At 74.2% G+C, this 21,628-nt stretch carries 18 protein-coding genes and 1 pseudogene; 8 read left to right on the top strand and 11 right to left on the bottom strand.

What is annotated here, in order from left to right; all coding sequences use genetic code 11:
• Positions 1 to 63: 63 nt before the first annotated feature.
• A complete protein-coding gene (gene efeB / locus ACJ6WD_RS35720) occupies positions 64 to 1,380 on the bottom strand; it encodes an iron uptake transporter deferrochelatase/peroxidase subunit (protein ID WP_407617319.1) in 1,317 nt (438 codons plus the stop codon).
• The gene (locus ACJ6WD_RS35715) at positions 1,377 to 2,582 is read right to left on the bottom strand and encodes an EfeM/EfeO family lipoprotein (protein ID WP_407617318.1); all 1,206 of its coding nucleotides are present in this window, start codon (positions 2,580 to 2,582) and stop codon (positions 1,377 to 1,379) included. Before ACJ6WD_RS35715 ends, efeB begins: the two co-directional genes overlap by 4 nt.
• 336 nt (positions 2,583 to 2,918) lie before the next feature.
• Here ACJ6WD_RS35715 and ACJ6WD_RS35710 point away from each other — a divergent pair, with 336 nt between their 5' ends.
• Positions 2,919 to 3,770, top strand: coding sequence for a hypothetical protein (locus ACJ6WD_RS35710; RefSeq protein WP_376447202.1), 852 nt, complete (start codon positions 2,919 to 2,921; stop codon positions 3,768 to 3,770).
• 6 nt (positions 3,771 to 3,776) lie between these two features.
• On the opposite strand, the gene ACJ6WD_RS35705 is transcribed toward ACJ6WD_RS35710, so the two are convergent.
• The 3 genes from ACJ6WD_RS35705 to ACJ6WD_RS35695 form a co-directional block, all read right to left on the bottom strand.
• Entirely contained in the window at positions 3,777 to 4,550 is a 774-nt protein-coding gene (locus ACJ6WD_RS35705) for a trans-aconitate 2-methyltransferase (protein WP_233660729.1), read from the bottom strand.
• A 393-nt stretch (positions 4,551 to 4,943) separates the two neighbouring features.
• Positions 4,944 to 5,372, bottom strand: a complete 429-nt coding sequence (locus ACJ6WD_RS35700; RefSeq protein WP_407617317.1) for a hypothetical protein — start codon at positions 5,370 to 5,372, stop codon at positions 4,944 to 4,946.
• 239 nt (positions 5,373 to 5,611) lie between these two features.
• Positions 5,612 to 6,214 carry an RICIN domain-containing protein gene (locus ACJ6WD_RS35695; RefSeq protein ID WP_233660731.1) on the bottom strand — a complete coding sequence of 201 codons (603 nt, stop codon included), beginning with the start codon at positions 6,212 to 6,214 and terminating at the stop codon, positions 5,612 to 5,614.
• A 450-nt stretch (positions 6,215 to 6,664) separates the two neighbouring features.
• Here ACJ6WD_RS35695 and ACJ6WD_RS35690 point away from each other — a divergent pair, with 450 nt between their 5' ends.
• Positions 6,665 to 8,155, top strand: a complete 1,491-nt coding sequence (locus tag ACJ6WD_RS35690) for a right-handed parallel beta-helix repeat-containing protein (RefSeq protein ID WP_407617316.1) — start codon at positions 6,665 to 6,667, stop codon at positions 8,153 to 8,155.
• Between the two features lie 222 nt (positions 8,156 to 8,377).
• On the opposite strand, the gene ACJ6WD_RS35685 is transcribed toward ACJ6WD_RS35690, so the two are convergent.
• From ACJ6WD_RS35685 to ACJ6WD_RS35675, 3 genes are read right to left on the bottom strand one after another with little or no spacing between them, the layout of a single operon-like run.
• Positions 8,378 to 9,595: an aminotransferase class V-fold PLP-dependent enzyme gene (locus tag ACJ6WD_RS35685; RefSeq protein WP_331248143.1), complete on the bottom strand. Its 1,218-nt coding sequence runs from the start codon at positions 9,593 to 9,595 to the stop codon at positions 8,378 to 8,380.
• A 5-nt stretch (positions 9,596 to 9,600) separates the two neighbouring features.
• Positions 9,601 to 10,944, bottom strand: a complete 1,344-nt coding sequence (locus ACJ6WD_RS35680) for a pyridoxal-phosphate dependent enzyme (protein WP_407617315.1) — start codon at positions 10,942 to 10,944, stop codon at positions 9,601 to 9,603.
• Positions 10,941 to 12,419, bottom strand: a complete 1,479-nt coding sequence (locus ACJ6WD_RS35675; protein WP_376555489.1) for a Y4yA family PLP-dependent enzyme — start codon at positions 12,417 to 12,419, stop codon at positions 10,941 to 10,943. The genes ACJ6WD_RS35680 and ACJ6WD_RS35675 overlap by 4 nt, the downstream gene beginning before the upstream one ends.
• Before the next feature lie 296 nt (positions 12,420 to 12,715).
• Between ACJ6WD_RS35675 and ACJ6WD_RS35670 the strand changes: the two genes are divergently transcribed.
• Positions 12,716 to 13,888, top strand: coding sequence for an FAD-dependent oxidoreductase (locus ACJ6WD_RS35670; RefSeq protein WP_407617314.1), 1,173 nt, complete (start codon positions 12,716 to 12,718; stop codon positions 13,886 to 13,888).
• 31 nt (positions 13,889 to 13,919) lie between these two features.
• A complete protein-coding gene (locus ACJ6WD_RS35665; RefSeq protein ID WP_331248140.1) occupies positions 13,920 to 14,132 on the top strand; it encodes a hypothetical protein in 213 nt (70 codons plus the stop codon).
• A gap of 33 nt (positions 14,133 to 14,165) precedes the next feature.
• On the opposite strand, the gene ACJ6WD_RS35660 is transcribed toward ACJ6WD_RS35665, so the two are convergent.
• Positions 14,166 to 14,540 (bottom strand): hypothetical protein, encoded by a 375-nt coding sequence (locus ACJ6WD_RS35660; RefSeq protein WP_407617313.1) that lies wholly within the window; start codon positions 14,538 to 14,540, stop codon positions 14,166 to 14,168.
• Positions 14,541 to 14,895: 355 nt separating this feature from the next.
• Between ACJ6WD_RS35660 and ACJ6WD_RS35655 the strand changes: the two genes are divergently transcribed.
• The 3 genes from ACJ6WD_RS35655 (at position 14,896) to ACJ6WD_RS35645 (ending at position 18,359) form a co-directional block, all read left to right on the top strand.
• Positions 14,896 to 16,206, top strand: coding sequence for a VWA domain-containing protein (locus ACJ6WD_RS35655; protein WP_407617312.1), 1,311 nt, complete (start codon positions 14,896 to 14,898; stop codon positions 16,204 to 16,206).
• Positions 16,206 to 17,072 (top strand): hypothetical protein, encoded by an 867-nt coding sequence (locus ACJ6WD_RS35650; protein WP_376555412.1) that lies wholly within the window; start codon positions 16,206 to 16,208, stop codon positions 17,070 to 17,072. Before ACJ6WD_RS35655 ends, ACJ6WD_RS35650 begins: the two co-directional genes overlap by 1 nt.
• Before the next feature lie 174 nt (positions 17,073 to 17,246).
• Positions 17,247 to 18,359 (top strand): PP2C family protein-serine/threonine phosphatase, encoded by a 1,113-nt coding sequence (locus tag ACJ6WD_RS35645; protein ID WP_331248137.1) that lies wholly within the window; start codon positions 17,247 to 17,249, stop codon positions 18,357 to 18,359.
• Positions 18,360 to 18,368: 9 nt separating this feature from the next.
• Here ACJ6WD_RS35645 and ACJ6WD_RS35640 read toward each other — a convergent pair whose 3' ends face one another.
• Together ACJ6WD_RS35640 and ACJ6WD_RS35635 are read right to left on the bottom strand one after the other, a co-directional pair.
• Positions 18,369 to 19,532, bottom strand: coding sequence for a PP2C family protein-serine/threonine phosphatase (locus tag ACJ6WD_RS35640; RefSeq protein ID WP_407617311.1), 1,164 nt, complete (start codon positions 19,530 to 19,532; stop codon positions 18,369 to 18,371).
• Between the two features lie 169 nt (positions 19,533 to 19,701).
• Positions 19,702 to 21,249 carry a hypothetical protein gene (locus ACJ6WD_RS35635; protein WP_407617310.1) on the bottom strand — a complete coding sequence of 516 codons (1,548 nt, stop codon included), beginning with the start codon at positions 21,247 to 21,249 and terminating at the stop codon, positions 19,702 to 19,704.
• A gap of 193 nt (positions 21,250 to 21,442) precedes the next feature.
• Between ACJ6WD_RS35635 and ACJ6WD_RS35630 the strand changes: the two are divergent.
• Positions 21,443 to 21,628 (top strand): annotated as a pseudogene (locus ACJ6WD_RS35630) (transcriptional regulator); the annotation flags it as partial.

The following is a 21,628-nucleotide window of genomic DNA, read 5'->3' as shown; positions in this document are numbered from 1 at the left end:
GTGGCTCGTGCCTCCGTTGTACGCGAGCGGGGGGCCGGGTGCCGGGCGACCGGGCCGGGGCCGCTACGCCAAGAGGGCCCGTCCGTACCAGTCGGCGCGGTCCCGTACGCCCGGCAGCGCGAAGAAGTAGCCGCCGCCGAAGGGCGTGACGTAGTCGACCAACGGCTCCCCCGCCAGGCGCCGCTGGACGGTCTCGAACTGGCGGGCCAGGTCCTGCTGGTAGCAGCAGAAGAGCAGGCCCATGTCGAGGTTGCCGTTGCCGTCCATCCCGCGGTCGTAGTTGTAGGCGCGGCGCAGCAGCCGCTGGTCGGTGGTGTCGGCGGTGCGCGGATTGGCCTTGCGGATGTGGCTGTCCAAGGGGATGACGTCGCCCTTGGGGTCGCCGGGGTAGTCGGGGGCGTCGTACTCGTCGTTGCCGTCGAGCGGGGCTCCGGTCTCCCGGGCCCGGCCGAACATCCGCTCCTGCTCGGTCAGCGAGACCCGGTCCCAGAACTCCACCAGCATCCGGATCAGGCGGACGACCTGGTAGCTGCCGCCGACCGCCCAGTCCGGCTCGCCCGCGCCCGGGCCGACCCAGACCAGGTTCGTCATCTCGCGGGCCGAGCGGGCGTCGGGGTTGGCGGTGCCGTCCTTGAAGCCGAAGAGGTTGCGGGGGGTGCCGGTGGGGCGGGGCGGGCTGGCGAAGCCGTCCAGCCGCCAACGGACCTGGAGGCCGCCGCGGGTGTGCCGGGCGACGTCGCGCAGGGCGTGCAGCACGGTGTCGGTGTCGTCGGCGCACAGTTGGAGGCTCAGGTCGCCGTGGCACCAGTCCGGCTGGAGGTCGTCGTCGGGGAAGGCCGGCATGGTGGTGAGGCGGCGGGGGGCGCGGGCGTGCAGGCCGAACCGGTCGTCGAAGAGCGCGGCGCCGACCCCGACGGTGACCGACAGCGCACCGGACGGGAGTTGGGGGCCGAGGAGGCCGGAGTCGGCGGGCGGTCCGGTGATGCCGAGCGGGTCCGGGACACCGCCGCCGGTGAGGAAGCGGGTCCGTTCGGTGAGGGTGCGCAGCAGGTCGGCCAGGTCCCGGCGGCCCTCGGCGGTGACGTCGAAGGCGACGAACGCGGTGACCCGGCGGGGCGGGGTGAGGACGGCGGCCTGGTGCGGCCCGTGGAAGGGCACGGCGGGCGCGGCGCCGCCGAGGGGTGCGGCGCCGGGCAGCGGGAGCTGCGGGACGGGGCCGCCGGCGCCGGAGGGGGCGCGGGCGGGCGCGGCGGCGCCGCCGGCCGCGAGTCCGGCGCCGGCCAGTGCCGCGCCGCGCAGGAACCCGCGCCGCGCGAGGCGGCGGGCGTCCTTGGCGCCGTCGTCCGTCGTACCGTCGCCGCCGTGCCGGGCGTCGTTCACACCGTCCTCCGCGGATCGCACAGGGTGGCCACCGAGGCCAGCCGCTCCACCAGATCGCCCACCGCCGCGTTGGTCCGCTCCCGGTCGGAACGCTTCAGGTCGCCCGGCGGCTGCCAGCCACCGCCCTTGCGGAAGCCGTCGAGGAGTCGTTCGGTCCGCGTCAACTCCCGCTCCAGCGAGGGGAGTTCCGGATAGCGGGTGGTGAGCAGCGGGTGGAGCCGGGCGAGTACCGCGCGGGTGCCGTCGAGGTTGGCGCGGGCGGTGGCGAGGTTGCTGCCGCTGCCGTAGTCGGTGCGTCCGGTCAGCTCGAACTGCGCGGTGTTCTCCAGGATTTCGTGGGCCCGCAGGCCCAGCGCCGCCGGGTCCATCCGGGCCTGGGACCAGTCGTCGCGCAGGGCGCGGACGGCGTCGGCGAGCGCGCCGGCCGGGGCGCGCAGTCCGGCGGCCGACTCGCCGTGCCACAGGCCGTACTCGACGCGGTGGAACCCGGTGAAGCCGGGGTCGTGGACGCCGCCCGGCAGTCCGGCCGTGGTCCCGTTGATCTTCTTGTCCGCGTCGCCGAACGCACCGTAGGCGGCGCCCAGTCGCTCGTAGGCGAGGTGGGCGGGCAGCCAGGCGGCGCGGGCGGCCGGCAGGTCGCCGCCGGTGAGCGCGGCACGCAGGGCGTCGGTCCGGTGGACGAGGTCGTCGAGGCCGCCGGCGACCCACTTCTGGTAGTCGATCGCCGGGGCGATCAGGTCGTGTTGGGTGATCGGTGCGGCGGCGGGCCCGGCGGCGCCGCCGCCGGCGACGCGGACGGTGGGGCCGGTGGTCGCGTTGGCGTCGTCGGGCAGGCAGGTGAAGGCGTACGCGCCCGGGCCGAGCCGGACCCGGAGTCGGCGGGTGGTGCCGGGGCCGATGCCCTCCACCTCGCCGTAGACCGGGCCGCCGCCGGCACCGCGGAGGTAGACCTCGGCGGCGCGGCTGGAGGTGTTGCGGAGGTCGAAGACCTGGGTGCCGGGACGGGGGTGTCGCCAGCCGCGGCCGCAGTCGCCCGGGGAGATCTCGACGGTGGTGTGCGGCAGCCCGTCGGCGGTGGCCGGGGCGTCCGGGCCGGCGCCGGCAGTCAGCGCGGCCGCGGTGATCGCACCGGCCACGACCACGGCGCCGCCGGGGCCCCAGACGCGCGGTGACCGCAGTCGCCGCAGGCCGGCTCGTGGCACGGGGCCTCCTGGGGGCGTACGGGACGGATCGGGGGCGGGAGGGATTCGCGGTCGCTCCGCCGCACATGCTAGGCAGCCGCGGCGCCGCCGAACATCCTTCCGGCGTGCTGGACACCAAGAGTTTCCCCTGGTTTCACTTCCCGGCCGGGCAGCGCGCGGGCGGCCGGGCGGCTCGGGCGGGCGGCCGGGCGGCTCGGGCGGGCGGCCGGGCTCCGGTCGGTCGCGGGAATTCCACGGGCCAGGGGGATGAACCTACCGCTCCACTTAACCGTCTACAGTCCTGTAGACATTTAGCGAGCAGGGAACGCGCGCCACCGTGCGCCAGAAGGGCGGAACATGACGATCGGACAGCCGGACGGCACGGCGGTGGCACCCCCCGGGCCCGCCGGGGCGCCCGCGCACACGACGGCGCCCGGCCGACGCCTCGGCGTCCCGGCGGGCCGGAGCAAGGTCCCCGAGGTCGCGGTCCTGTTCTGGGTGGTGAAGATCCTCACCACCGGCATGGGCGAGACCGCCTCGGACTACTTGGGACGCACGCTCGGGCCGATACCCGCCGGCGCCCTGGGCTTCGCGGGGTTCGCCGTCGCGCTGGTGGCGCAGTTCCGTTCGACCCGCTACCGGGCCGGGACCTACTGGACGGCGATCGTCATGGTGAGCGTCTTCGGCACGATGGCCGCCGACGTCGTCCACGTCATCGCCGGCGTCCCCTACCTGGTCTCCACCCTCGCCTTCGCGGTGGCACTCGCGGTGATCCTCTTCGCCTGGCACGCCACCGAGGGCACGCTCGCCATCCACAGCATCCGCACCCGGCGCCGCGAGGTCTTCTACTGGGCGACAGTGCTCGCCACCTTCGCCCTGGGCACCGCCGTCGGCGACCTCACCGCCGGCACCCTGGACCTCGGGTACCTGCCCTCGGGCCTCGTCTTCGGCGCGCTCATCCTGGTGCCGGCGCTCTCCGGACGGTTCCTCGGGCTGAACGCGGTCGCCGCGTTCTGGGGCGCCTACGTCCTGACCCGCCCGCTGGGCGCCTCGTTCGCCGACTGGATGGGCGTCTCGACCGCCCGCGGCGGCCTCGGCTGGGGCACCGGACCGGTCACCCTGGCCCTCACCGTGCCCATCGTGCTGCTCGTCGGCTACCTCGCGGTGAGCAGGAGGGACACACCGCGGGAAGCGGCCGACGGCGCCTAGGGCGCCCTAGCGGATCGCGACCAGCACGCAGCTGTCGCCGAACTGCCACACCGGGACCACATGGCCGAAGCCGGCCGCCCGCAGCAGGGCGGCGTGGTCGGACACCGACAGACCGTTGTCCACCCCGCCGCCCTCCTCGCCGGCCGGCGCACTCAACCGGCGGCGCCGTTCGGCGAGCGGTTCGGCCAGCTCCGGCTCCGCCTCCACCGCCGCCCACCAGGATTCCCAGTCCTCGTGGTCGCCGTCCCGCAGCCGCTCCGCGCGCCGGCGCCCGACGTGCGCGGCGAGCGCCCCGGCCACGGCCCCGGACTGCGGCAGGTGGTCGCCGTTGACCAGCGCACCGCCGGGCCGCAGCAGCGCGGCGAGTTGGACGTAGGTCCGGCGCAGCACGGGCTCGGGGAGGTAGTGCAGCGCGGTCGTCGACACGGCGGCGTCGAGCGGGCGGCCCAGCGCCAGCGCGTCCGTCCAGCCGTCCGCGCCGATCTCCGCGTCCACGTAGCGGGCGGCCGACGCGTGGTGGGTGCGGGCCAGTTCCAGCAGCAGCGGGTCCATGTCGACCCCGACGACCTCGGCGCGCGGCAGCCGCTCGGCGAGCCGGGCGGCGAGCGAGCCCGGGCCGCAGCCGAGGTCGACGACCAACGGCCGGCGCTGGCCCAGCGTCACGTACTCGACGACGTCCGCGATCACCGTGAACCGCTCCTCGCGGTCGATGGCGTACCGCCGTTGCTGCCGCTCCCAGCGCTCCACCCACCACTCCGCGACGGCCATGCTCAGCCCCATCTGGTCGCACCACCCCATCCGTTCCCACCCGCGCCCTACGAGCGATCACGAGGCTACAGGTGGAAACGGTTTCCATTAGCCATAGGGGCTCGCTTTCACTCCGGAGAGGGACCGCGCGGCATCGTTGCAGGGCAGAGGCGTTTTCGGGTCAGCAAGACAGCAGGGGGCGACTCCGGTCCACTCAACCGTCGCCGTCTTTCAGCATGCGACGCCGTGCCGCCACACGCCACCACGCGGACGAGTTCTTCTTCACGAGGGCCTCTCACTGCCGACCCCACGCGGGCCCCGAGCACATGCTCAAGTGCCCCGATGGGCAGCCCATGTGGCCTCCTCGCCTGCGCGCTCATCGGCTCTCTCCCCCCCGCGCTCCGGGCGGCGCCGTCGTCCGGCGCGTCAGGGTTGGTGATGGGTTCGTGCGCCGGGTGGGTGGTGGCGGGGGGCGCGCCAGAGTGTGCTCGGGTTGGTGAAGTCCCAGGCGAATGGCCGGATGAGGGGGTGTGGGAGGTGTCTCAGGGCCCAGCTCGCGCATGTGTAACGGCGGTTGGGGATGCTGACGTAGCGGCCACGGGCCAGGTCGCGCAGGGCGGTGGCAACCACGTGTCCGGGGCTGAGCCAAGCCCAGGAAGGAAGGTTGGGCGTGGCGAGCTGGTTGCGGTCGAAGAAGCCGGTGGTGACGGAGCCGGGCAGGAGCGTCATCATGCGGACGCCGCTGGTGACGACCTCCCTGATGCCACTGTCGTCCGCTGCCTGCTCGTACCCGCCGCCATGTCCCTCGCCGGCCGCTGGAACTGGTGGTCTCCCCTGGACCGCGGTGACTCCCACGCAGCGAGCCTTTCCGCTGCGCCGACGCTCCAGGACTGAGGCGGGGCCCGTGGGGTTCCCACAGCAGGAGCCCCACGCCACCGCTGCCCTCACCCGAAACGAGCGGGGTGAGGGCAGCTGCCTTTCAGCCCAGCGCTCCCCCGGGTGCCGCCAGCCACTCCGGCCTCCCCCTCGAAGGACGCCTTCGCCGGGCCGCTGCGCCCTCCGCTCCGGTCCGTCACCCCGACCCCTCGGACACGTCAGTGGACCATGTTCCACATCTGGTACCGGTTGGTGTGGTTGTAGCAGGTGGTCTTGGCGACCGGGGCGCCCTGCGGGTGGCCCTGGGCCCACAGCAACTGGTTGTAGTGTCCGTCCTGCCCGCGATCCAGGCAGAGCACCTCGTTGAGGTTGGAGTCCGCCTGGTAGTTGGCGAACTGCCAGCTGTTGCGAGGATTGCCGGAGCTGTTGCCGACCCAGGTCATGTTCCACTGGTCGTGGTAGTCGCTCGAATTGCACCCGGCCGCGCGGGTTGCGAACCAGCCACTGGGATCCGAGACGGCATGCGACCACTGGACTCGAAGGCAGTTGCCCTCCTTGCGATGGACGATCTGCACCCGGTCGTAGTAGCCCCCGACGTTGCCGTCGTAGGACACGACGTTCCACCGCTGCCACGGATTACCGGGCTGGCACGGATTGGTGTAGACGTCGCCGCCATTGGAGTCCAGGCAGTAGCCGGTGGCGTAGTCCTGGAGCATCACGTTGTACTGGTAGGTGTTCGCTTGGGCGGTGCCCCCTGTTCCCGCCACTGCCGCGGTCGCCAGCACGCCGGCCACCAGCGCCGATCTCACCCTTGGATTCACCGAGAGCCCCTTCTCCTCGAACCTCAGTGGTTTTCACGAGAACCCTGGCAGGCAAGCGAACAGGCGAGTAGATGACGGGAGGTCAAGAAACGGTTCATTCCACTCTCGGCACCCGCGCGCTCAGCCCGCCGGAAGCTCCGGACCGCACCTCCAACCTCCAACCTCCGCCCGCCACCCGCCTCCGCCTGGCCGCCATGCCCTCCACCGCCTCCGCATGCGGCCGATCGGCGCGCCTGCCGCGACGGCCAGGGCGGCCTCGTTGACCCGCTCGGCGAGCAGCCGGCACCCGTCGTGTTCGGCGTGCGGGTTGACGGAGTGTCAGATATGAGCGCCTCCCCCGGACACCAGTCCCCCCAGCACACCCCAACTCACCAGCCACACCACGAACATGACAACTCCGTCCGGCATGCCCATGGACCTCCGGGCCAACCCAACGCTACGTTCCGGGCCATGCGCTTACGGACCCTCCTGCTGGCCACCGCCCTGGCCGCAGCCGCCACCCCCACGGCAGCCGCCGCCCCCGGTGCCACCACCTACTACCTCGACTGCCGGCACGGTGACGACACCGCGACCGGCACCTCCCCCACCGCCCCCTGGCGCACCCTCGCCCAGGCCAGCGCCCACACCTACGCCCCCGGCGAGCGCCTGCTCCTCAAGCGCGGTACGCAGTGCGAAGGCACACTCGCGCCCAAAGGAAAGGGCGCGGCAGGAGCGCCCGTCCAGATCGACGCCTACGGGAGCAAGAGCGCGAGCAAGCCGCACATCGAGGGCGGGGGCGCCCGCGCGGCGCTCCTCCTCGCCAACACCGAGCAGTGGGAGATCCGCAACCTCGACCTGTCCAACACCGGCCCCGACACCACCACCGACCGCCGCGCGGGCCTCTACGTCGAGCTCACCGACTACGGCGTCGCCCATCACTTCGCCGTCGAGGACCTCGACGTCCACGACGTCAAGGGGGCCGACTTCAAGGACCCGGACCCGAGCGGCGGGATCCTCTTCACCGTCAAGGGGTCCAAGACCCCCACCCGCTTCGACGACCTCCGCGTCAACCGCTCCACCGTCCGCCACGTCGACCGGACCGGCATCGCCACCTCCTCCACCTGGAACCGCAAGGCCGGCGTCGGACAAATCCAGTCCACCGGAGTCGTGTTCACGCACAACAAGGTGTACGACGTCGGGGGCGACGGCATCGTCGTACAGAAGTCGCGCGGCGCCCTCGTCGAGCACAACTACGTCAACGGGTTCAACATGCGCTCGACCGGCTACAACGCCGGCGTCTGGGCCTGGGACTCGGACGACGTGCTGTACGAGTACAACGAGGTCACCGGAGGCCACGGGACGCAGGACTCCATGGCATACGACATCGACGGCGGCAACAACCGCAACGTCTACCGGTACAACTACAGCCACGACAACGAGGGCGGATTCCTGCTCGTCTGCAACGCCGCAGGCATGGTGAGCAGCGGGAACCGCGTCCACGACAACATCAGTGTCAACGACCGGAACACGGCCTCGCCCTACGGCGTCGTCTCCGTCGTGTGCGGCGCTTCCACCGATACGCGCGTCTACCGCAACACCCTCGTCACCAACCGATCCGACACCGCACTCGTCTCCGACAACGGCCCCACCGGCGTCACCTTCGAGGACAACATCTTCGTCGGCGCGACCGGCCAGGGCTCCCCCCTCCGCGACACCGCCAGCACCTACCGCAACAACCTCTACTGGCACACCGACCAGCCCCGCGATGCCACGGGCGTCCGCGCCGATCCGCTGCTCAGGTCCACCCAGCCGGGCACCCCGGACGACGTACGCCTGAAGGACGGCTCACCCGCGCGCGGGGCCGGGTCCGCCAAGGCGGGCGGGAACGACGCAACCGCGTACGACTACTTCGGCAATCCGATTCCGGACCCGCCCAACATCGGCGCGGATCAGTCGAGTTGAGCGGGACGAGCCTGTAGGCGCGGGGAGCGCTCCGCCCGGTTCCCGCGACGCAGGGTGCGTGACCACACCCGCGGACTACCGGGCCCGGTCGGCCGCCCATGCGACGGTGGCAGAGTCGCACTCCTCTGCTCGTATGCAACGGTCGCCAGTGTCAGTCGTCAGGAGAGGCGCCCACCACGGAGCACGGTCCCGAGGCGACGCGGAACGGGCACGGCACGGCACTCATCTCAGGGAAGCGAGCACCGCGAGCAACCGGTCGATCTCCTCTGGGGTGTTGTAGACGTGCAGGCTGACCCGTACGGAGCTGGTCCGCTCGTCCGCACCCGCCTGGCAGTGGCCGTCCGTGCGCACCATGAACCCGTGGCTGAAGAGGATGAAGCCGAGGTCGCGCGCGCCGATGTCGCGGTGGCGGAAGGTGACGATCCCGCAGCGCTGCTGGACCGGTGCGTCGGCGGCCAGACTGCGCTGGCAGCCCAGCACGTCGTACGCGTCGAGGTGGCGCAGCCCCTCGGACAGCCGGGCCGCCAGTGCGACCGTCCACTGCCCGATCCGGTCGGTGCCCGCTGCGGTCAGCCAGTCCAGCGCCGCCGCCAGGCTCGCGATGCCGGTGGTGTTGGGACTGCCGCGCCAGCCGCCCGGGCGCAGCTCCGGGCCCCGGGTCTGCCGCGCCCAGAGCGCCCCGGAGCCGGGCAGTGCCAGCGCCTTGTGCCCGGAGAACGCCACGAAGTCCACGTCGAGGTCGGCGACCGAGACCGGCAGGTGGCCGACGCTCTGCGCGGCGTCCAGGCAGATCGGCACGTCCGGCCCGACCGCGCGGCGGATGAGGTGCACGTTCATGTTGCCGCCGTAGACGTGGTGGACGTGGGTGGCGGCCACGAAGCGGGTGCGGGGGCCGACGAGTCGGGCCAGCGCCGCCGGATCGTAGTCCCCGGAGGAGGACTGGTACGGCAGCTCCCGCACCCCGATCCGCACGCCCTGCCGCTCCAGCAGGCGCTGCGCCTCCAGCCAGGGCTCCAGGTTGGCCTCGTGGTCGGCGAACGGGACCACGATCTCGTCGCCGTCCGCGAGGAGCCCGGGCAACCAGTCCCGGGCGACCAGGCGCAGCCCCTCGGTGGTGCCGCTGGTGAAGTGGACCGCCGACCGCGCCGGATCCGGGTCGCCGAGGAAGCCCTTGATCCGCTCCCGGACGTCGGCCACCAGCGCGGTGGAGGCGTTGGCCCACGGGTAGGAACCGCGGCCGGCGTTGGCGTGCGCGGCGGTCAGGTGGTCCTGGACGGCGTCGAGGACGGCCTGCGGCTTCTGGCCGGTGGCGGCGCTGTCCAGGTAGGCCAGCTCCGGGTTGGCGGCGATGATGGGGAACTGGGCACGCAGGGCGCGCTGCCACGGCCCCAGCTCCGCGAGGAGCGCGGCACCCTGCCCGTGCGCGGCGATCGGGGCCATCGCGGTCAGTCCCGGACCAGCGGCGCGCCGGCGTCCCGCCAGGCGATGACGCCCCCGGTGAGGCTGCGGACGTCGGGATGGCCCATCCGGGTCAGCAGGGCGGCGTAGCGGGCGGACTGCTCGCCGACGGGGCAGACCAGCAGCACCGGCTGCCGGGTGCTGAACGGCAGCCCGCCCCGCACCAGTTCGTCGAAGAGCTCGTCCACGATGTTGATCGCTCCCTCGATGTGCAGTGCGGCGTACGCGAACGGACTGCGCAGGTCGACGACGAGCGGGCGGTCCCGCTCGATCCACTTCTGCGCGTCCGGCGTCTCGACGGCCGGGGCCGCGGCGATCTCGGCGTCGGTCAGGTCGGCCGGGTCGTTGCGGCGGGGCGGCTGCCGGAACAGGTCGGGGCGGCGGCGCTTGGTGTAGCTGAGGTAGCTCTCGATCCGGTCGCAGACGATGAACACGGCCGATCTGCGGACCGCTGGACCGGCTCCCTGCTGTTCCGCCAACTCGGCGTCCAGGGCGCGCAGATGACGGACCGTCCCGTGATATGCGGCGCCGCCGGTGGGGCCGGCCAGGATCCCGCAGCGGCGGGCCAGCGTCAGCATGCCCTCGATGGCCTCGTCGGAGGTGACCGCCGCGACCGTGTCGTACGTGGCGGGGTCGAAGAGGCCGACCTCGTGGACCTCGTCCAGGGTGCGGATGCCGGGGATGAAGTCGGACTTCGCCGCGACCAGGCCGACGACCTGCACCCGGGGGTCGTGTTCGCGCAGCACCCGGGCCACCCCGGTGGACGAACCGGCGGTGCCGACGCAGGCGACGAAGAAGTCGGGGGCCCGCCCGTCCAGGTCCTTGACGATCTCCGGGCCGGTGCCGGTGGCGTGTGCCTCGGTGTTGCGGGGGTTGAAGTACTGGTCGGTGTGGAGGTAGCTGCTGCCGGGTTCGGACAGCTCCCGGTGGAAGAGGGTCAGCGGGTCGTCGGTGTTGGTCGGGTCCAGGCATTCGCTCTGCCCGGGCAGTTCCTCGATGTCGGCGCCGAGTAACAGCAGCAGGTCCTTGATCTCCGGTATGCGCATCCGGTTGGTGACGCTCTTGAACCCGAGCCCGTGCATGCCCGCGATCACCGCCAGTGCCTTGGCGGTGTTGCCGCTGGAGAGCTCCACGACCTGGCTGCCGTGCTCCGCGGCGGCCGTCAGGCCCGGCCGCGCCATGTTCCAGGCGGCCCGGTCCTTCACCGACCCGAAGGGGTTGAGCAGTTCCAGCTTGGCGTACAGGTCGATGTGGTGCAGACCGTGGACGGCCGGATCGATCCGTACCAGCGGGGTGTTCCCGATGGCCTCGGTGATGCTCTCGTACCTCATGGCTCTCCCCCTGGACGTGTGATCGGCCAGTACTGCTCGTCGAGGCACCAGCGCCAGGAACCCTCCTCCTGCCAGGCGGCGACCTTGCGCGCGACGGGCTGGTGCTGCGCGCGGCTGGTCTGGAAGTCCATGCAGTAGCCGGCGGTGTTGGCGAAGACCAACAGCTCCCCGGGGCGGGGCAGTCGGGGCAGGAACACCATCCGACGGGTGATCAGGTCGGCCTCCAGGCACAGGCTGCCGGCGAGGTAGACGCCGGCCGCCGGACCGTCGCCGGCCACCGCGCGGGCGCCGTCCCGCCCGAGCAGCACCGGGTCCATCAGCACCCCGTGCTCCTCCAAGGCGGCGTCGTCGGCCTTCATCGCCAGGCGCACCAACGGCTCGCCGCTGTCCGTGCGGCGCACCTCCAGCACCCGGGCCGCCACCAGGCCGCACTGGTCCACCAGCGCCCGCCCCGGCTCGGTGTAGAGGTCGTAGAGGTTCTCCAGCAGGAGGGTGGCCAGGCTCCGGCCGCCGAACGAGGCGGCGGGCAGTGCCAGCAGGTCGTCGAGGTAGCGGGCGCCGGCGACCGGGCGGTGGGCCGGGTAGAGGCCCAGCGCGCCGCGCAGCGTGCCCGCGTCGTTGCGGAGCCCGTAGCCGTGGCCGCGCCAGGTGAGCGGCGGGCGGTGACCGAGCACCGCGGCGGTCAGCTCGGAGGTGTAGCGCTCCCACTGTGCCGCGTGCGCGAGGTAGTTGACGCCGAAGCCGCCGCCGATGTCCACCGCCCGCGGGCGCAGTCCCCGGTTCCGGCAGGCGTCCAGGGCCCGCACGCAGCCTTCGAGGGCGCGGGCCTTCTCCTCGGCACTGGTGGTGTCGAGGTGGTAGCCGACGCCTGTCAGGTCGAGCACGTCGGCGTGCCGCTCGACGGTCTTCAGCAGGGCGTCCAACTCCCCCGCCGGGATGCCGAACCGGCTGGGCCGGGTCAGCACCCGCACGCCGGGCCCGTCGAACGCGGACAGCCGCACCAGCACCCGCATCCGGGCCAGTTGGTGCGCGCGCACCAGGGCCGCCAGTTCGTCCAGCTCCGCGGTCGAGTCGGCGTTGACGGTGGCGCCGACCCGGGCTGCGAGCCACAGGAACTCGCCGTTCTTCGGCCCGGTCGCCATGATCCGGTCCGGGGCGAAGCCGGCGCCGAGGGCGTGCTGCAGCTCGCCGAGCGAGGCGACGTCCACCGCCGTGTCGGTCGCCGCCAGCCGGCGCAGCAGCGCGCTGGAGCGGTTGGCCTTGTGCGCGTAGAAGACCTGACCGCCCAGTCGGTGGGTGCCGTACGCGGCACGGAACCGCGCGGCGTTCTCGGCGATCTGGTCGGGCAGCACCACGGCCAACGGCGAGCCCAACGCGTCGACGAGCGAGGGGAGGAGGTCTCCCGCGCCCAGCAGCGCCGCCAGTTGCGGCTCCAGGCGTGGTTCCAGAGACAGCGGCTCCACAGACGGAGGCACAGCAGCCGCCAAGAGACCTCCTTCGAAGGGGGCGCGAACTCGACCCGCACGGTTCGCCGTTAACCACTTCCCGCTCCCGACGGCCTTTACGCCCGCCCGCCACCGGCCGCCCGGACTTGGCCCGATGCGCCGGCCGTCCGCGGCGAACGGGCCGCCGCGGACGGCCGCCGGAGCCCGCGGGGAACCCCGAGTGATCCCCCCGCGGCGGATTCCCGGCCCGCCCGGACCGACCGGGTACATCATGGGGTCGGACGCCCGACGGGACCCGGGTGGAGGACGGCAGAGCGGAGTACGGCGTGACGCGGATACTGGTCATCGGCGGTGGGATCGCGGGCACGGCGACCGCGCTGGCCCTGCACAAGGCGGGGTTCGACGTGACGGTGCACGAGGCGCACCACGACACGGCCGAGGACATCGGGGCGTTCCTGACCCTGGCGAGCAACGGCATGCGCGCCCTGGCGCAGCTCGACGCCTCGCACGTGGTGACCGCGCTGGGCTTCCCGCTGCGCGCGATGCGGGTCCTGGACGCCACCGGGGGCGAACTGGCCCGGGTGCCGCTGGGCGAGGCCGACGACGCGGTCCTGCGGTACCGGTGCCTGCGCCGCGGCGAGGTGAACGCCGCGCTCCAGGCGGAGGCCGTCCGCCGCGGCATCGGGTTCGCGCACGGGGCGCGGCTGGTGGCCGTGGAGGACGGCCCGGACCGGGTCACGGCGCGCTTCGCCGACGGCGGCGTCGCCACCGGCGACCTGCTCATCGGTGCGGACGGCCTGAACTCGCTCGTGCGGCGCACGATCGCGCCCGGCGTGCAGCCCGTCTACGCGGGCCAGTCCGTCTACTACGGCTACACCCGCCGCGCCCCGGTCACGGAGGACACCGGCCACATCACCATGGTCCGCGGCACCACCGCCGCCTTCGGCTCCGCGGTCTCGCCGGACGGCGAGACGTACTGGTTCGCCCGGGTCTCCGGTCCGGCCCTGCCCGCCGAGGAACTCGCGCACCCCGCGCCCGCCCGCTGGCGCGAACGCCTCGTGGCGTCGCTGCGCGAGGACACCACCCCCGCCGCGGACATCGTCGCGGCCTCCACGGACGGCATCCTGGCCACCAACGCCACCGAAATCCCGGCCGGCACCCCCTGGCGCTCCGGACGGACGCTGATCATCGGTGATGCCGCGCACGCGGCGTCACCGGCGACGGGCCAGGGCGCCTCGATGGCGCTGGAGGACGCCGTGGTCCTCGCCAAGGCGCTGCGCGACCTGCCCGGTCCGGACGAGGCGTTCGCCCTCTACGAGGAGTGCCGCCGCCCGCGGGTGGAGTACAACATCACCGTCAGCGGGGAGCTGTCGCGCGGCACCCGGACCCCGTCGCAGGCCGGCCGCGCCCCGTCCGCCCAGCGCCCCGGTGACGACAACTTGGTCCCGTTGTTGGAGTGGGACCGCGATCTGCGCAGCGCCCGCGTCAACGATCGTTGACGTGCGCGTCGGGCGGGCGCACTCTGGGGGTGTGGACGAGCGCCCGCTCGTAGTGGTGCACCCGCCGTCGGCGACCGGTGGTCGACGGGTGACGGTGGACGCCGAACCTCTCGGGACGGCGTACGAGCCCGGTGACGTCGTCGACTTCCTCTCCCGCGCCGGGATCGATCCGGACGCCGTGTGGTTCGACGACCCGACGGCGCTCGAATGGCGCGGCGGCGGACCGGACGTCTGGGCCGTGTGAGCGCGGGTACGGACCCGGTCGCCCACGCGTCGGTCACGCGGGCCGGGTGTGGTCGTCCAAGCGGCACAGGCGCCGGGTGCCGTCCGGGTCGGCCGGGTAACTGTGATCCAGCCGCCGGCCCTGCTCGGCGGCGGCCGTCAGCACGCCGTGCGCCCCGATCCCGCGGAAGTGCCGGGTCCGGACGCTGACCCGGCGCAGGATGCGGGCGTGCTCGTCCCAGGTGTGGTGCGGGCCCCGGCCGGCCCGTTCGGCGCGCCGCCGCCAGGAGAGGCCGGTCCTGACGAAGGCGAAGGCGAAGGCGCGTTCCGGGGACCGACGTTGGCGTTGGAGTCGGCGTCGAACCAGATCGCCGCCACCGCCACCGTCAGGGCGGTCGCGAGCAGCGCCCAGAGCGGTATGTAGGCGCATTGCAGCACGAATTGCGCCATCAACCCGGTCCGCGAACGGCGGGGCCCCGGGCCGGGGCTCCGGGGGTGTGCTCACGGGTCTCCTCGTCGGGCGGTGCATCCAGAGGGGCGACGGTGCGGCGCCGGAGAGGGGCACGGCGGACTGCCGGGCGCGAGGGCGCCGGGCGTCCGCCCGCCGGCCGTTCGGCGACACGTCATGCCGCACCGGTCCCGGCGGATGCCCCGGAGATCGCGCGCCCGGCGCGGGGCGGCGCGCGGGGGCGCGGAGTTGCCCACCAGCGCTCCGCCTGCCAGGTGTCCGCGGCCCGGGCCGGGGTCGTTTTGGAGTCGGGCCGATTTCTCCATACGATCCGGCGATGATCACCAGAACGATCACCAAACGGATCTCCAGGAGAAGGCTGGCGGCCGGGGTGTGCGGACTGCTCGCCGCGATGGCGGTGACGCTGTCGCCCACACCGGCCGCCGCCGGCGAACCCACCCCGGGAACGGCCCCGGGGGCCGCCCCCAAGGTCGAGCTGACCCTCGACGTCAGCGGCTCGATGCGGGCCCGGGACATCGACGGGCAGAGCCGGATGGCCGCGGCGAAGCAGGCGTTCAACGAGGTGCTGGACGCCGTGCCGAAGGACGTCCAGCTCGGCATACGCACGCTCGGTGCCAACTACCCCGGCAACGACCGGCAGGTCGGCTGCAAGGACACCAAGCTCCTCTACCCGGTCGGACCGCTCGACCGGAACGAGGCCAAGACCGCCGTGGCCACGCTCGTGCCCACCGGTTGGACGCCGATCGGCCCGGCCCTGCAAGCCGCGGCCAAGGACCTCAAGGGCGGTGACGGGCAGCGCCGGATCGTCCTGATCACCGACGGCGAGGACACCTGCCAGCCGCTCGACCCCTGCCAGGTGGCCCGGGACATCGCCGCCCAGGGCATCCACCTCACCGTCGACACCCTCGGGCTGCTGCCGGACGCCAAGACCCGCAGCCAGCTGAGCTGCATCGCCGAGGCCACCGGCGGCACCTACACCTCGATCCAGCACACCGACCAACTCCGGGACCGTGTGCACCAGTTGGTGGACCGAACGGCCCGCCGGGTGACCACCCCGGTGGCGACCCAGGGCGCCGCCCAGTGCGCCACCGCCCCCGCGCTCAAGCCGGGCCTCTACAGCGACCGGGAGAAGTTCGCCGAGCACCGCTGGTACCGGGTGGACGTCAAGCCCGGCCAGGAGCTGCGCGCTTCGGTGAGCATCGGCGCGGACCGCGCGGTCAACGACGACTACGGCGTGCTGCTGCGGGCCTCGACCGTGCACGGCCGGGAGATCGTCCGCGGTGCGGAGGCCGGTGACGGCCGGACCGACGTCGTCTCCACCGGACTGCGCTACGCCAAGTCCGAGGTCGACGCCTCGGACGACGCCACCAAGGACGCCGCCGAGACGGTCTGCCTCCAGGTCAGCAACTCCTTCTCGGCGGGCCCCTCGGTCAAGACCGAACCGGGCCTGCCGGTGGAACTGGCCGTGGACCTCGTCGACGGGCCGCACGGCGCCTCCGACGTGGCCTCCTTCGGCCTCGGCCGGGGCTGGTGGCTGCTCGGCGCCCTCCTGCTCGCCGGCTTCGTCGGCGGTGTCGTGTGGGGCTGGATCTCCCGTTGGCGCATCACCGTCTGGAGGACCAACTGATGCGGAGCGTACGTAAGGTGACGGGCCGTGCGGTGCGGACGGCCGGACTGCTGGCCAGCGCCGCGGCCCTGGCCTTCGCCGGTGGCGTGGCCGGCGCGGGCGCGGCCGTCGCCGACAGCCCGAGCCCCAGTGCCAGCCCGAGCGACGGCGGGGACGCCGCCAAGGGCCCCACCGAGGCGGGCACCTCCTTCCGCACGGCGACCCCGTTCGCACTGGACCAGCGCGCCACCGCCAGCGCCTCCACCGGTGACTACCTGTACTGGGTGCTGCCGGTCGACGCCGGGCAGCAGGTCACGGTCAAGGCCAAGGTCACCCTGCCGGAGTCCGCCCGACACGGCGCGGCCACCTGGCAGTTGGACGTCTACGACGGGCTGCGCCGCCGGCAGGCGTGCCGGTACGGCGTGCAGACGAAGGCCGCGGCCCAGGACGCCGCGACGGTCGAACTGTCCTGCGCGCTGCGCACCGTGCGCGGCTGGGCGGAGCAGTGGTCGAACGATCCGCTGCCGGGCGACTACTACGTCCGGCTGACCGCCGTCGGCGTGCCGGCGGAGGACCTGGGCCAGCCGGTCCAGGCGGAGGTCCAGGCGTCCGCGAACGACGCCGGTGGCGCCCAGGCGGTGGACGGCAAGCTGTCCGCGCCGCTGGTGCCGGGCGCCGGTTCACTCACGCCCGAACCGCAGCCGAGCGCCTCCGCGGAGCAGCAGGCCGCGGACGGCGCGCCGGACGGCGGCTGGTCCGCCGGCTGGTGGTCGGACCGCTGGGTGTGGACCGCGGTGGGCGGTGTGCTGGCGGCCCTGGCGGGCATCGGCGGCTACCGGCTGACGCGCGGCTCGGGCCGCCCCGCGCACCTGCCGCCGGGCGTCTGACCGGGCCGACGGTCGAGCCGGGCGGTCGCGGCGGGGCTCCCCGCCCCGCCGGGGCCACCCGGCCGCCGGGCCCGCCCGCGGGCGGCGGCGACGTGCGCCGGAGCGGCTCCGCCCCCGCCTCGTGCGGGGGCGGCCCTGCGCGCGCGGGGATCGCCGCAGGTGTAAAGAAGAGGTATGCGTGTCCCGCGCGGTCTTCCCGGCAACGGCCGGCCCTGGCGGCTGCGTCACGGGCTGCCGGCCGTCCCGCTCGCGCTGATCGTGGCGATCACCCTGCTGGACGTCAACATGCCCACCACCATCCACCTGGGACCGTTCCTGGTGGTGGCCCCGGCGCTCACCGCCTCGTTCGCCGGCGCCGGGCTGACCGGCGCCGTCGGCTTCCTGGCGGTGGCCGCCCAGGTCCTCATCGGCCACCTGCACGGCGGGCTCACCACCCCGAACCACGAGGCGCAGATCGCCGGCCTCTTCGTGATCTCGGTACTGCTCACCCTCTACCGCTACGCCCGGGACCGGCACCAACGGCAACTGAGCCGGGTCCGCTCGGTGGCGGTCGCCGCCCAGCAGGTGCTGCTGTGGCCACTGCCGCGACGCATCGGGCGGCTGCGGATCGAGTCGGCGTACATCTCGGCGGAGGCCGAGGCGGAGATCGGCGGCGACCTCTACGGGGCGGTGCCCCTGCCCGGCGGGACCCGGCTGGTGATCGGGGACGTCCGAGGCAAGGGCCTGGCCGCGATCGGGGAGGCCGCGGCCCTGGTCGGGGCGTTCCGCAGCTCGGCCTACCAGCACCTGCCGCTGACCGCGGCGGTGGCGCACCTGGGCAACTCCGTCCACTGGAACACCGCGAACGCCCCGGAAGAGGACCTGGAGTCCTTCGTCACCGCCCTGGTCCTGGACGTCCACGACGACGACCCGACCGTCGAGATCGTCAACTGCGGGCATCCGCCGCCGCTACTGCTGGGCGGCGGTCGGATCAGGTCGCTGGAGGCCGCCGAGCCGGCGGTGCCGCTGGGGCTCACCGCCCCGGTGGAGAGCGACTACAAGGTCGAGAGCTTCACGTTCGCGCCCGGTGAGGTGCTGCTGCTCTACACGGACGGCGTGATCGAGACCCGGGACCGGGCGGGGGCGTTCTATCCGCTGACCGACCGGCTCGCCGCGTGGCACGAGACCGATCCGGCCGCGCTGGTCCGGCGCCTGCGCGACGATCTGCTGCGGTACGCCGGCGGCCGGCTGAACGACGACGTCGCGATGATCGCGCTCAGCCGGCCGCCCTGGCCCGGCCCGCCGTGACGAGCCCGGTCACCGGCCGCGGATCCGGGCGGCCAGCACCGCCACGTCGTCCTCGACGTGCCGGCCGCCGAGGCGGCGCAACGCCTCGTCGAGGAGGTCCGCCGGGGCGGCCCCGGCGGGCAGCCGCAGCCCGGCGAGCCGGGACAGCGAGGCGTCGATGTCCTCACCGCGCCGCTCGACCAGGCCGTCGGTGAACATCAGCAGGGTGTCGGCGGGGGTGAGGGCGCTGGTGACGATTTCGTAGCCGCCGGCGCCGGTGCCCAGCGGCGGTCCGGCCGGCACGGCCAGCAGCCGGGCGGAGCCGTCGGCGCCGAAGACGACCGGCGGAAGGTGCCCGGCGCTGGCGAAGGAGGCGATCGAGCGGGCCGGGTCGAGCTGGGCCAGCAGACAGGTCGCCGGGCGCCGGCGGTCGTCCCGGGCCACCACGGCGTCGAGCTGACGCAGCACCCGGTGCGGCGGCAGCTCGGCCGAGGCGACGTAGCGCAGGGCGGAGCGGTAGGCGCTCATCTCGACGGCGGCCTCCAGCCCGTGCCCCATGACGTCGCCCATGACCAGCAGGGTCCGTCCGTAGTGCAGCCGTATGGTCTCGCACCAGTCGCCGCCGACCAGGGCCCCGCGCTCGGCCGGCAGGTAGCGGGTGGCCAGCTCCACGTTGGGGTGCGGTCGGCCGGGCTCGGCGAGCAGGGCCCGCTGGAGGTCCAGGGCGGTGCGCCGGGCCGCGGCGTGCCGGCGGGCGTGCGCGAGGTGGACGGCCGCGAGGCGCGCCGCGTGCTGGAGGGTGGCGGTCTCGTCCGCGGTGAAGCCGCCGTCGGCCCGGGCCGCGCGCAGCACGCCGTGCAGGTGCCCGTGGGCGAGGAGCGGAACGGACACCGGGGCCGGCACGCCGCCGCGGTCGGCTTCCAGGAGGTGGGCGCGGCCCTCGGTCGCCACCCGGTGGAGCGTCGCCCGGGCCACGGCGGCGGCCGGGTCCGCAGCGGTGTGCTCGGCGACGGCGGGCACCGCGTCGTCGGGGAGCAGTTCCACGGTGGCGGCGTCACACAGCGAGCGGCAGACGAACCGGGCCAGTTCCGTGCAGGTGGTGCGGGCGTCCAGCGTGGTGCCGATCCGCTCGGCGGCTTCCTCGGCGGCGCGCAGCCGCGCCCGTTCGGCATGGCCGGTGCTGCTCGCGCTCATGGACCCACTTCCGGAAACCGCAGGTGCGGAGAGCCGTCGAGGTCGGGTCGTGGGGTGGCTCCCCCGCACCTTCGATCAAACACGGTGCGGAAGCCACCGGTCCGCCCCTGTGGGCGGAGGGCGGATGAATTCTGGGTGCACGCTCGTTACCCCGGCGTACGCCGGGGCGTCACCGGACGGCCGGCGCGCGGCCCGCGGTGGTCCGCGGGGCGGGCGGGAGGTAGGCGCGGTAGCCGCGGAAGAGGCCGCTGCCGGTCAGGGGCACGGGCCGCCAGTCGCGGGCGAAGGCGGGCGCGGCGTCGCCCGGCGGGACGAGCAGCGCCACGGGCCGGCGGGCCGCCGCGGCGCGCAGACCCCCCGGGGTGGTGCTGGCGTCGGGCCCGGCGGTCTGCCGGGAGGAGCAGCCGGCGTAGTAGGCGAGCTGCACGGCGTGGTCACCGGAGAGCACGCAGGGCGGCCGCACCCCCCGGGCGTGCAGGGCGTCGGCGGCGGCCGTGAAGTCCGCGCGCATGTGGCGGTTGCGGGCGGTGTTGCCGGTCAGCACGGCGCCCTGGACGGCCAGGTGGGCGGCGAGCACCACGGCGAGGAGGGCGGTGGCCCGCGGCCGGAACCGGCCCCCGGGAGCGGCCGCCCGCCACAGGGCGTCGGCCGCGGGCAGGGACAGCAGCGCGTAGGCGGGCAGCAGGAAGCGGGGCGCGGCGTAGTCGATGAGGAAGAGGTACGGCACCGCCACCGCCACCGCGACGGCGGCGGGCAGCACGGCGGTGGCCGGGCGCCGGGCCCGCACCGCGACCCGGATGCCGACGGCGGTGAGCAGCGGCAGCGCGAAGAACCACGCGGCGGTGTAGGGGTGGCTCCAGGGCACGTCGCAGGGCCGGCACAGCCCGCGCCCGTCCAGGCTGCGGATCTGGTCGTCCAGGGCGGGGTGCCAGCCGATGCCGCCCTGGATCTCGGCGGCGCGGTCCAGCCTGGCCAGCAGGCCGCCGTAGCGGGTGTACGCCTCGACGATCCAGTCCGCGGCGCCCAGCAGCAGCCCGGCGGCCAGCAGCGCGACCAGGGCCGGGCGCCGCCACCGGGGCACCGCCAGGGCCGCCGCGGCCGGCACGAGCACCAGCCAGCCGGCGTCCGGCGGGCGCATCAGCGCCACCACCGCGACGGCCAGCGGGAGCCCGACCAGCGCCCGGCGGTCCGTGCGGTCCCGTACGGACCGCAGGAAGCAGCCGGTGGCGGCGAGCGCCCCGTAGGCGGACCAGAGGTTGGGCATGACCTGGGGGCCGTAGTACAGGGTGATCCAGAGGGTGGCGAAGAGCGCGCCGGCGAGGACCAGCACCCGGGTGGGGAGCAGGGGGCGCCAGACCCGCAGCGCCGCCCAGAGTCCGACGCCCGAGAGGACCGCGAGGGCGAGCCGCAGGGCCGTGGTGGCGGAGGTCAGCGCGGCGACCGGAGCGATGAGGTACGTGATGCCGCGGGCCCGCGGCGCGCTGAAGAAGGCGGCCGGGACGTCCCGGGCGACCTGGCTCGCGTAGACCGTCTCGTCCCAACCGAGTCCGGTGCCCGGCACCACCAGGACCAGTTGCAGGAGGGTGAACGCGGCGCCGGTCAGCGCCAGCCACGGCAGCGGACGCGCGGTGGGCCGCGGTGCGGCGGACGGGCGGCGGTCCGGGGCCGGCGCCGTGCGCACCGCCGGGCCGTCCGGGGCGGACCGGCTCTCTTCCATGAGCAGACCTCGCGGGGTGGGGTGGCGCCCGTCGGGAGCCGGTCGGATCCTGGCGCCATCATGCGGGCCGCGGACCGGCCCGGCACCCCGCACGCGCCTGTTCGGCACCGGCTTCGGCCTGCCGGTGGATCCGGCGCGCCGCCTACACTGGGCGCTCCGGGGCAAGGGGCTCCCAACGGGACGGAGAGCGGCAGTGGTGAGGAGCATCGAGGGGAAGGCCGCGCCGGCCGATCCGCCCGCCGACGTGCTGGCCGAGGCGGCCGCGATGTTCGGCCTGCTGGCCTCTCCCCCGCGCCTGCACCTCGTCTGGGCGCTCGCCCAGGGCGAGAGCGACGTCAGCGGCCTCGCCGAACGCGTGGGCGGCGCCCTGCCCGCCATC

Source organism: Streptomyces sp. VTCC 41912 (assembly GCF_045799175.1).
Classification (GTDB): domain Bacteria; phylum Actinomycetota; class Actinomycetes; order Streptomycetales; family Streptomycetaceae; genus Streptomyces; species Streptomyces albulus_C.
The sequence above is the reverse complement of the archived record's forward strand: the minus strand, read 5'-3'. Positions and strand labels throughout refer to the sequence as shown.

Bases quoted from the DNA above. Each gene is read 5' to 3' on its own strand.
- ACJ6WD_RS35710 (WP_376447202.1), top strand. From the start codon at position 2,919: ATGACGATCGGACAGCCGGACGGCACGGCGGTGGCACCCCCCGGGCCC.
- ACJ6WD_RS35705 (WP_233660729.1), bottom strand. From the start codon at position 4,550: ATGGGGCTGAGCATGGCCGTCGCGGAGTGGTGGGTGGAGCGCTGGGAG.
- ACJ6WD_RS35690 (WP_407617316.1), top strand. From the start codon at position 6,665: ATGCGCTTACGGACCCTCCTGCTGGCCACCGCCCTGGCCGCAGCCGCC.
- ACJ6WD_RS35685 (WP_331248143.1), bottom strand. From the start codon at position 9,595: ATGGCCCCGATCGCCGCGCACGGGCAGGGTGCCGCGCTCCTCGCGGAG.
- ACJ6WD_RS35680 (WP_407617315.1), bottom strand. From the start codon at position 10,944: ATGAGGTACGAGAGCATCACCGAGGCCATCGGGAACACCCCGCTGGTA.
- ACJ6WD_RS35660 (WP_407617313.1), bottom strand. From the start codon at position 14,540: ATGCGCCTACATACCGCTCTGGGCGCTGCTCGCGACCGCCCTGACGGT.
- ACJ6WD_RS35655 (WP_407617312.1), top strand. From the start codon at position 14,896: ATGATCACCAGAACGATCACCAAACGGATCTCCAGGAGAAGGCTGGCG.
- ACJ6WD_RS35650 (WP_376555412.1), top strand. From the start codon at position 16,206: ATGCGGAGCGTACGTAAGGTGACGGGCCGTGCGGTGCGGACGGCCGGA.
- ACJ6WD_RS35645 (WP_331248137.1), top strand. From the start codon at position 17,247: ATGCGTGTCCCGCGCGGTCTTCCCGGCAACGGCCGGCCCTGGCGGCTG.
- ACJ6WD_RS35640 (WP_407617311.1), bottom strand. From the start codon at position 19,532: ATGAGCGCGAGCAGCACCGGCCATGCCGAACGGGCGCGGCTGCGCGCC.
- ACJ6WD_RS35635 (WP_407617310.1), bottom strand. From the start codon at position 21,249: ATGGAAGAGAGCCGGTCCGCCCCGGACGGCCCGGCGGTGCGCACGGCG.